Origin of the sequence: Delftia sp. JD2, from assembly GCF_001682645.1 — a bacterium.
GTDB lineage: Bacteria > Pseudomonadota > Gammaproteobacteria > Burkholderiales > Burkholderiaceae_C > Comamonas > Comamonas acidovorans.
The window spans coordinates 1-557 of record NZ_LFJT01000142.1; the positions used below are offsets into that span (position 1 = coordinate 1).

Annotated in this window: 1 protein-coding gene; it reads left to right on the plus strand. The window is 58.0% G+C overall.

What is annotated here, in order from left to right; all coding sequences use genetic code 11:
* On the plus strand, positions 1-557 hold a 557-nt coding region (locus ACM14_RS30210), incomplete at both ends, for a type VI secretion system Vgr family protein (protein WP_254662172.1).

Sequence of the window (557 nt, forward strand, 5' to 3'; positions counted from 1 at the left end):
CTGCATTTCCGTGAATTGCGCGGCCAGGAAAACATCAGCCAGCTCTTCAGCCTCGATGTGGAAATGCTCAGCGAAAGCGAAAGCATCGATCCCAAGGCCCTATTGGGCAAAAACGCCACCATAGAAATAGAAACCCAGGGCGGCGGCAGGCGCTTCATCGACGGCATCGTCACCCGCTTTGGCATGCAGGGCCAGGACCACCGCCACTACGCCTACAAGGCGCGCCTGAGCCCCTGGCTGTGGCTGGCCACGCGCAAGAGCGACTTTCGCATCTTCCAGAACCAGACCGTGCCCGACATCATCGAGCAGGTATTGGGCGTCTATGGCCATCCCCTGCAAAAGAAACTCACGCGCGCCTATCGCAGCTGGGACTACTGCGTTCAATACAACGAAAGCGATTGCGACTTTGTCTCGCGATTGATGGAGCACGAAGGCATTTACTACTTCTTCGAGCATGCCTCGGGCCAGCACACCCTGGTGCTGTGCGACGACATCATTGCCTCGCACAGCGTATTGCCCGGGGGCGCCTCCATTCCCTTTTATCCCCCTGAAAAAGC